The 8,923-nt window shown below is 69.5% G+C and carries 9 protein-coding genes; 8 read left to right on the forward strand and 1 reads right to left on the reverse strand.

Annotated features, from left to right (window positions below; translation table 11 throughout):
- Window positions 1-129: 129 nt before the first annotated feature.
- Window positions 130-558, reverse strand: coding sequence for a metallopeptidase family protein (locus ACZ63D_RS10105; RefSeq protein ID WP_182890259.1), 429 nt, complete (start codon window positions 556-558; stop codon window positions 130-132).
- 116 nt (window positions 559-674) lie between these two features.
- Here ACZ63D_RS10105 and ACZ63D_RS10110 point away from each other — a divergent pair, with 116 nt between their 5' ends.
- The 8 genes from ACZ63D_RS10110 to ACZ63D_RS10145 all read left to right on the forward strand — a co-directional run bounded on the left by ACZ63D_RS10110 (window position 675) and on the right by ACZ63D_RS10145 (window position 8,767).
- Window positions 675-1,028, forward strand: a complete 354-nt coding sequence (locus ACZ63D_RS10110) for a DUF3499 domain-containing protein (RefSeq protein ID WP_037355688.1) — start codon at window positions 675-677, stop codon at window positions 1,026-1,028.
- Window positions 1,029-1,103: 75 nt separating this feature from the next.
- Window positions 1,104-2,459, forward strand: a complete 1,356-nt coding sequence (locus ACZ63D_RS10115) for a phosphomannomutase/phosphoglucomutase (protein WP_465353949.1) — start codon at window positions 1,104-1,106, stop codon at window positions 2,457-2,459.
- 68 nt (window positions 2,460-2,527) lie between these two features.
- Window positions 2,528-2,746 (forward strand): Trm112 family protein, encoded by a 219-nt coding sequence (locus ACZ63D_RS10120; protein WP_465353950.1) that lies wholly within the window; start codon window positions 2,528-2,530, stop codon window positions 2,744-2,746.
- Window positions 2,747-2,748: 2 nt separating this feature from the next.
- On the forward strand, window positions 2,749-3,834 hold the full coding sequence (locus ACZ63D_RS10125) for a hypothetical protein (RefSeq protein WP_465353951.1): 1,086 nt from the start codon (window positions 2,749-2,751) through the stop codon (window positions 3,832-3,834).
- Window positions 3,835-3,916: 82 nt separating this feature from the next.
- Window positions 3,917-5,149: a mannose-6-phosphate isomerase, class I gene (manA, locus tag ACZ63D_RS10130; protein ID WP_465354744.1), complete on the forward strand. Its 1,233-nt coding sequence runs from the start codon at window positions 3,917-3,919 to the stop codon at window positions 5,147-5,149.
- A gap of 94 nt (window positions 5,150-5,243) precedes the next feature.
- Window positions 5,244-6,158, forward strand: a complete 915-nt coding sequence (locus tag ACZ63D_RS10135; protein WP_465353952.1) for a cation diffusion facilitator family transporter — start codon at window positions 5,244-5,246, stop codon at window positions 6,156-6,158.
- 78 nt (window positions 6,159-6,236) lie between these two features.
- Complete coding sequence (locus tag ACZ63D_RS10140; RefSeq protein WP_465353953.1) at window positions 6,237-7,781, forward strand: amino acid permease; 1,545 nt, start codon at window positions 6,237-6,239, stop codon at window positions 7,779-7,781.
- A 278-nt stretch (window positions 7,782-8,059) separates the two neighbouring features.
- Complete coding sequence (locus ACZ63D_RS10145; protein WP_465353954.1) at window positions 8,060-8,767, forward strand: LPXTG cell wall anchor domain-containing protein; 708 nt, start codon at window positions 8,060-8,062, stop codon at window positions 8,765-8,767.
- Window positions 8,768-8,923 lie beyond the last annotated feature (156 nt).

Consider the following 8,923-nt stretch of genomic DNA (forward strand, 5'->3'; position numbering starts at 1 on the left):
CGGGGGGGGCGGGGGGTGGGGGGGGGGGGGAAAGGGGGGAAGAGGTCCCGGAAAAACCACCCCCGAACCGCAGGGAAGGCTTCGTATCGGGGTGCGGGGGAGGGTGTGGGTGCCTCGAAGGTGGGTGGGTTAGTCGCCTTCGATGACGTCTGGTTCTACGCCTAGGTAGCCTGCGACCTGCTCTACTAGTACGTCGTGGACTAGGTCTGCTAGTTCTGAGGGGTCCTTCGCGCGTGCTTCTAGTGGGCGGCGGTAGAGGACGATGCGTGCGCGGGTGGGGAGGCCGGTGCGGTCTACTCCGGCTGGGACCAGGCGCGATAGGGGGACTGCGCCGTCGTGGAGTACGCCGTCTGCTGGGGCGCGGCCGTCCATGCGGACTTCGGGGACGTCGTCTACTGCGACGTCCAGTTTCGTCAACTCGTGGCGCCAGCGGGCTTCGATGGGCTCCAGGGCGTCCAATACCAGGGCGTCGAAGCGTTCCGCTCGGCTCGCGGCCGCGGGCAGGGACGCTGGATAGAGCGTCCCGCGCAGGCCCCGGCCGTGCCGGTCCCGTCGCATTCGCTGCCGTTGTCGGTAATCACGAGCCGTCGCCACCGCCCAAGTCTATGCGGTCGCCAGGACAACGCGCGTGTCGCCGGTACTTCGCTTGCGGCGACGCGCTATCGTTTCGGATCGTGCGGAGCGTACGGAAATGTTCGCGAACGGGTTGCCTCGAACCCGCTGTCGCCACGCTCACGTATGCCTACCAGGACTCGACCGCGGTCGTCGGACCGCTGGCCACCGCTTCCGAACCGCATTCTTACGACCTCTGCGAGGCCCACGCGCTGCGGCTGACCGTCCCGAAGGGCTGGGAAGTCGTCCGCCACGAGGGGGCCTTCGCCGCTCCGGAGCAGTCCGCCGACGAGCTGACCGCGCTGGCCGAGGCGGTCCGCGAGGCCGGTCGCTCCGATGTTCCCGCCGCGCCGCCCGAGCCCGAAGGGCCCTCCGGCAGGCGCGGCCATCTGCGCGTCCTCCCGGGTCGCGCCTGAGCTTCCCTCCCGACCGGTAGGCTTTCGCCCGCGGCGCGACTGGCGTCGCCACGAAACTAGCGGCGGGGAGAAGGCGTGCCAGACCTTTCGGGCATCGTGAAGGCCTACGACATTCGCGGCGTGGTCGGCGACCAGCTCGACGCCGCCCTCGTCCGGGACTTCGGGGCCGCGTTCGCGCTGCTCATCAAACCCGAGGCGCCGGCCGTGGTGATCGGCCACGACATGCGCGATTCGTCGCCGGAGCTGTCCGCGGCGTTCGCCGACGGGGTGACCTCGCAGGGCCTCGACGTGGTGTCGATCGGCCTGGCCAGCACCGACCAGCTCTACTTCGCCTCCGGCTCGCTCAACCTGCCGGGCGCGATGTTCACCGCGAGCCACAACCCGGCGAAGTACAACGGCATCAAGATGTGCCGCGCGGGAGCCTCGCCGGTCGGGCAGGACACCGGCCTCGCCGAGATCCGTGACACCGTCGAGCAGGGCGTTCCCTCCTTCGAGGGCCAGCGCGGCACCGTCTCCGAACGCGACGTCCTCGGCGACTACGCGGCCTACCTGCGCAACCTGGTCGACCTCTCCGGTTCGCGGCCGCTCAAGATCGTGGTCGACGCGGGCAACGGCATGGGCGGCCACACCGTCCCGACGGTCTTCGAAGGGTTGCCGATCGAGATCGTGCCGATGTACTTCGAGCTCGACGGCACCTTCCCGAACCACGAGGCCAACCCGCTCGACCCGGCGAACATCGTCGACCTGCAGGCCAAGGTGCGCGAGGTCGGCGCGGACGCCGGGCTGGCGTTCGACGGCGACGCGGACCGCTGCTTCGTCGTGGACGAGCGCGGCGAGCCGGTGTCGCCGAGCGCGATCACCGCGCTGGTCGCGGTGCGCGAGCTGGCCAAGGAGCCGGGCGGCACGGTCATCCATAACCTGATCACGTCGAAGGGCGTGCCGGAGATCGTCTCCGAGCACGGCGGCAACCCGGTGCGCACGCGGGTCGGGCACTCCTTCATCAAGGCCGAGATGGCCCGCACCGGAGCGATCTTCGGCGGCGAGCACTCCGCGCACTACTACTTCCGCGACTTCTGGCGCGCCGACACCGGCATGCTGGCCGCGCTGCACGTGCTCGCCGCGCTCGGCGAGCAGAACGGCCCGCTGTCCGCGCTCACCCAGGACTTCTCGCGCTACGCCGCGTCCGGCGAGATCAACTCGACGGTCAGCGACCAGGTCGCGCGGATGCTCGCGGTGAAGGACGCGTACGCGGGCAAGCCCGGCGTCGAGATCGACGAGCTGGACGGGCTCACCGTGCAGCTGCCCGGCGGCGCGTGGTTCAACCTGCGCCCCTCCAACACCGAACCGCTGCTGCGGCTCAACGTGGAGGCCGCCGACCGGGCCGCGGTCGAGGCGCTCACCGCCGAGGTGCTGGCCATTGTCCGGGCCTGACCGGCTGGCGCCGGATTGTGTCCGGAAGGCGCCCTCAACACCCCAACGACGCGTGGTATGGAGGAACTATGGCCATCACGCTTGACGCACAGCTGCTGGAGATCCTCGCGTGCCCGTCGCCGGATCACGCGCCGCTGCGTCCCGGTACGCCGGACGACGCCGAGGCCGACGCGCTGACCTGCACCGAATGCGGCCGGGTGTACCCGGTGCGCGACGGGATCCCGGTGCTGCTGCTCGACGAGGCGACACTGCCGGGCACGTCCGCTGACCATGGCGACAGTGCTTGACCATGCTTGACGATTCCCTGCTCGACGACTCCGCGCGGCTGGCCGACGCCGACCGCGCGGGGTTGCTGCGCGCCGCCGCGATGGCCGGCGCGCAGGTGCGGGCCACCGCCGAGGCGGCGGCCGAACTGGAGCTGAGCGAACGGCTGGACGTCGGGCGTCCGCGTTCGCTGGTGCTCATCGACCGGCCTGGGGTGAGCCGCACGCTCACCCGGCTGCTGGCCGCGCTGCTCACGCCGTCGTGCCCAGTGCCGGTCGTGGTGGCCGAATCGGTCCCGGCCTGGATCGGCACGCTGGACGTGGTGTTCGCGCACACCGACGACGCGGGAGACCGCGAGCTGGCCGCTTCGCTGGAGCGCGCCGCCCGGTTCGGCGCGTCGGTGGTGCTGTCCGCGCCGGCGGAGGGGCCGGTCGCGGCGTCGGTGGCGGGCAAGGGCGTGCTGCTCGCGCCGCGCGTGCCGGTGCCGCCGGAGCTGGCGTTCCCGCGCGGGCTGGCCGCCGGGCTGCTCACCGCGAACGCGCTCGGCCTGCTGGTCGCGGACGTGCAGGCGCTCGCCGACCAGCTCGACCTCGAAGCGGAGAAGGACTACCTCGCGCGCGAGTCGTTCGCCAACCCGGCGAAGGCGCTCGCGCTGCGGGTCGCGGACCGCGTGCCGCTGCTGTGGGGGCTCGACCCGGTCGCGGTGGCGGTCGGCGAGCACGCGGCACACGCGTTCGCCGCGCACGCCGCGCTGGTCTGTGACGTTGAGGACTACCGGCAGGCGCTGGCTCGACCGGCGTTGCGCCGGGTCGCACAATCAGGCGGCGCGGAGCGAGACATTTTCGCCGATCCGGACGACTCTCCTGGTGGAGTCGCCACGCGGGTGCTGCTGCTGTCGGTGCGGACCGGTCCGGCCGCCGAGGCGGCCCGGTACCAAGCCGAGGAGTACCTGCCGGACGCGGACCTGATCGCACCGGCCGAGGAGATCGAGGCCGACGAGATCGTCCGCGCCGCGGTGCTGGCGCTGCGGTTCGAACTGGCCGCGGTGTACCTCGGGCTGGCGGCGGGCAGCATCGGCGGGGCCGGGAGATACGAACCGGCCTCCGCCTGAGGGAGCAGGGGGGAACGCGGGCAGGCGGTTCCGCCGCCGCGTGCGTCGGCCCAGTGCCGACGGGAAGGATTGGGAGTTGACAGTGGAGCTGTTGCGCAACGCCGTACGGCCCTACGCCTGGGGATCGCGAACGGCCATCCCCCAGTTGCAGGGACGTCCGGTGCCGGCGCCGCACCCCGAAGCCGAGCTGTGGATGGGAGCGCACCCGGGCGACCCGTCGCACGTCCTCGGCCCGGACGGCACCGAACTGAGCCTGCTCGAACTCGTCGACGCCGATCCGGTCGGCCAGCTCGGCGAGGACTGCGCACGGCGCTGGGGCAACCGGCTGCCGTTCCTGCTGAAAATCCTCGCCGCGGAAGAACCGCTGTCCATGCAGGCGCATCCGTCGGCGGCGCAGGCCGCGGAAGGGCATGCCCGCGAGGAGAAGCTGGGCATCCCGCGCGACGCCCCGAACCGGAACTATCCGGACCCGACGGCGAAGCCGGAGCTGGTCTGCGCGCTGACGGAGTTCCACGCGCTGGCCGGGTTCCGCGACCCGAACCGCACCGTCAAGCTGCTCAAAGCGATCGAGACGCCCGGCCTGGGCAAGTACACCGGCCTGCTGGAAGCCCAACCGGACCCGGCCGGTCTGCGCGCGCTGTTCACCACCTGGATCACACTGCCGCAGTCCTCGCTGGACGAACTGCTGCCGGAGGTGCTCGACGCGTGCGTCCGGCACGTCCAGGACCACGGCGAGTTCGCGACGGAATGCCGCACGATCCTGGAACTGGGCGAGGCGCACCCGCGCGACGCCGGTGTCCTGGCCGCGTTGCTGCTCAACCGCCTGACCCTGCGCGCCGGCGAGGCGATCTACCTGCCCGCCGGGAACCTGCACCTGTACCTGCACGGCACCGCGGTGGAAATCCTGGCGAACTCGGACAACATCCTCCGCTGCGGCCTCACCCCGAAGCACGTGGACGTGCCGGAGCTGCTGCGCGTGGTCGACTTCGCGTGCGGGGAAATGCCGGTGCAGCACGGAGAATGCGCCGGCCAGCGGATGGCGGTGTACCACACCGACGCCCCGGAATTCGAACTGTCGCGGATGGAATGGGCGGCCGGGGACGACGCCGAGCTGGAGGTCGACTCGGCTGGGCCGCAAATCCTGCTGTGCACCGAAGGGGACCTTCTGGTGCTCGCCTCGGACGGGGAGCAGGTGGAGCTGCGGAGGGGCCAGTCAGTTTGGCTGCCCGCGGCGGATCCGGCGGTGCGGGTGCGGCCAGTGGGCGGGGAGCGGTCGCAGCTGTTCCGGGCTACCGCTGGGGCTTGCGAGTTGTGAGCTGACCAGCTGATTGTCAGGCCCAGCGCTTCCCGCCGCCAGGGCTGCTCTAGGCTCCCACCGGGCAATTCGGGCACGGAGCAGGGAGCGGGAAGTGTCAGCTGGCGGGGGAACCAAGGCGATCATCGCGGCGCTCGCCGCCAATGCCGGGATCGCGGTGGCCAAGTTCGTCGGCTTCCTGGTCACCGGGTCGTCGTCGATGCTGGCGGAGGCGGTGCACTCGCTGGCCGACACGTCGAACCAGGGGCTGCTGCTGCTCGGGCAGAAAACCTCCAAACGGCGCGCCACCAAGGAGCATCCGTTCGGCTACGGCCGGGACCGGTACTTCTACTCGTTCATCGTCGCGCTCATGCTTTTCACGCTCGGCGCGGCGTTCGCTCTCTACGAGGGCATTCACAAGATCATCGAGCCGCAGCCGCTGGAGACGCCGGTTGTCGCGGTGATCATCCTGCTCGTCGCGATCTGTCTCGAGGGCTACAGCTTCTTCACCGCGATGGGCGAGTCGCGCAAGATCAAGGGCAACGCGAGCTGGTGGCGGTTCATCCGCCAGGCCAAGGAGCCCGAGCTGCCGGTCGTGCTGCTGGAGGACTCCGGCGCGCTGCTCGGTCTCGTGTTCGCGTTGCTCGGCGTCGGGCTGTCGGTGCTCACCGGCAATCCGGTGTTCGACGGCATCGGCACGGTCTTCATCGGCGTGCTGCTGGGCTTCATCGCGATCATCCTGATCATCGAGATGAAGAGCCTGCTGATCGGCGAGGGCGCGACCGAAACCGATCTCGCGACCATCGTCGACGAGCTGGCCGCGGGCAAGGTCGAGCGGGTCATCCACATCCGCACCCAGTACCTCGGCCCGGACGAGCTGCTCGTCGCCGCGAAGCTCGCGCTCGTGCCCGGGCTCGACACCGCCGCCATCGCCACCGCGATCGACGACGCCGAGGCCCGCGTGCGCGCCAAGGTCCCCGTCGCGACGCTGATTTACCTGGAGCCCGACCTCGACCGCGAGACGCACTGACTGTCCGGACAGCTGGCGCCCAACTGACACGCTAGGGTGGCGCCCGGTCCCCACGAAGGTCACCGCAGGAGGTCAACGTTGCCCGGCACTGGGTTGTGGCGCACCAAGTCAATCGAGCAGTCCATTTCGGACACCGATGAACCGGAGACGAAACTCCGCAGGAACCTGAGCGCGTGGGACCTCACGGTCTTCGGCGTCGCGGTGGTCATCGGCGCGGGCATCTTCACGCTCACCGCGCGCACGGCGGGCGACTTCGCCGGGCCGTCGGTGTCCGTGGCGTTCGTGATCGCGGCGATCGCCTGTGCGCTCGCCGCGTTGTGCTACGCCGAATTCGCTTCCACCGTCCCGGTCGCGGGCAGTGCGTACACGTTCTCCTACGCCACCTTCGGCGAGTTCATGGCGTGGATCATCGGCTGGGATTTGATCCTCGAGCTGGCCGTCGGCGCCGCCGCGGTCGCCAAGGGCTGGTCGTCCTACCTGCAGACGGTGCTGGGGTACATCTTCGGCAAGGGCACCAAAACGTCGATCGATCTCGGCGGCGGTTTCGGCCTCGACTGGGGCGCGTTCATCGTCGTGGCCGCGCTGGTGACGCTGCTGGTGCTCGGCACGAAGCTGTCGTCGCGGTTCTCGATGGTGATCACCGGCATCAAGGTCGCCGTCGTGCTGTTCGTGGTCATTCTCGGCTTCTTCTACATCAAGGCCAGCAACTACACGCCGTTCGTCCCGGAGGGCAAGCCCGCCGGCTCCGGCGAAAGTGGTGTCGACCAGTCGCTGTTCTCGCTCATCGCGGGCGGCGGCAGCAGCTCCTTCGGCATCTTCGGCCTGCTGGCCGGCGCGTCGATCGTGTTCTTCGCCTTCATCGGGTTCGACATCGTCGCGACCACCGCGGAGGAGACCCGCAATCCGCAAAAGGCCGTGCCGCGCGGCATTTTCGGCTCGCTGGCGATCGTGACCGTGCTGTACGTCGCGGTGTCGCTCGTGGTCGTCGGCATGGTGCCCTACACCGACCTGTCGACCTCGGCGGGCGACGGCAGCCACAAGACGCTCGCCACCGCGTTCTCCGCGAACGGCGTCGACTGGGCCGCGAACATCATCTCCGTCGGCGCGCTCGCCGGGCTGACCACCGTCGTCATGGTCCTGATGCTCGGCCAGGTACGGATCATCTTCGCGATGTCCCGCGACGGCCTCATGCCGCGTTCGCTGGCCAAGACGAGCGACCGGGGTACGCCGAAGCGCGCGACGATCGTGGTCGGCGCACTGGTCGCGATCGGCGCGACGTTCTTCCCGGCCGACAAGCTCGAGGAAATGGTCAACGTCGGCACGCTGTTCGCCTTCATCCTCGTGTCCGCGGGTGTGCTGGTGCTGCGCAAGACCCGCCCCGACCTGCCGCGCGCGTTCCGCGTGCCGGGCGTGTGGGTCATCGCGCCGCTGGCGATCCTGGCCTGCCTGTGGCTGATGCTGAACCTGACCGTGCTGACCTGGCTGCGATTCGTCGTCTGGATGGTGCTCGGCGTGGTCATCTACTTCGCCTACAGCCGGCGGCATTCGCTGCTCGGGAAGCGGCAGTCCGGCGTCGCGCAGGGCGGAACGGTGGCCGACCCCGCGCCGCCAGTCGCCGACTAACCTGTTTTCGCTGCTCAGCGGCCCGTCGCCCGGTGTGGGCGGCGGGCCGTTTCGCGTGCGTGGTCACGGACGCGCAACTCGCGGATCTCGGTTCGGGCCGCGACTCGAACCCAGGGTGATCGGGCAACTGCGGGTGCGATACTCTCCGCGTCGTCTTCCCTCTGACGGGTTAATCACTCTCGGGTAATTCGCGCGAACAGTGGTCGGGGTTCCTACGGAGGGTCGTGGTTTTCGCATGTGCTTTCCCCCGTTCGGACTTTCCTTCGAGGAGTAACTCCATGCCAATCCCCACCAAACTTCGCGCCGGATTCGCGGTCGCCGCGGTCGCTGGGCTTGCCTTGCTGGGCACCGCGACGTCGGCTGCCGCCTGCACCACCGGCGACGATCGTGGGCACCCGATTCCGGGTACGAAGATCACTGACTGCAGCAAGGTCGATGGGGTCAGCGGCAAGACGCTGGACCAGGGTGACGTGAAGTTCACCGGTGGGGTTGGCGAGAAGACGCTGACGATCACTGAGACCGCTGAGGGTGTCACGGTCGAGGCCATCGTCGTTGTGGGTGGCGACGACGGGCATTCGGTTTATGTGCCGGGGAAGAAGAAGCTGCCTAAGGTCGCGCCTTGGGCGGATCTTGTTGCGCCGCATAACTATGACGGGTCGCAGCCGAAGATTGACCGGTGGTTTGCGTGCGGGGTGAAGGCTGTGGCGACTAAGCCGCCGGTTTCTGAGACGCCTACTTCGCCGGCTAAGCCTACTTCTAGTGCGCCGTCTGCTTCGGCTACTTCGGTGCCGTCTTCTGAGTCGACGGCGCCTTCGACTACTAGTGCTCCGGTGGCGGTTCCGGGTGGGAATCAGAACGGGACTGGTGGGGGGTTGGCCAACACTGGGTTTGACAACGCTTGGCTGTTCTGGGTGGCCGGGGTGTTGATTGTTGCTGGTGGTGGGTTGTTGGTGCTGTTGAAGGTTCGGCGGCGCGGGACTAACTGAGGTTCGGCTCGTCGCCCTGGGGGCGACATTGCCGTGGGGGTTGTGGGGGCACCCCGAAGCTGATTGTGACGACGGGGGGGGGGGGGGGGGGGGGGGGGGGGGGGGGGGGGGGGGGGGGGGGAAGGAGAACACGACCGCATGTGTTTCCTCTGGCGT

The sequence above is a fragment of the Amycolatopsis sp. NPDC104775 genome (assembly GCF_055583325.1).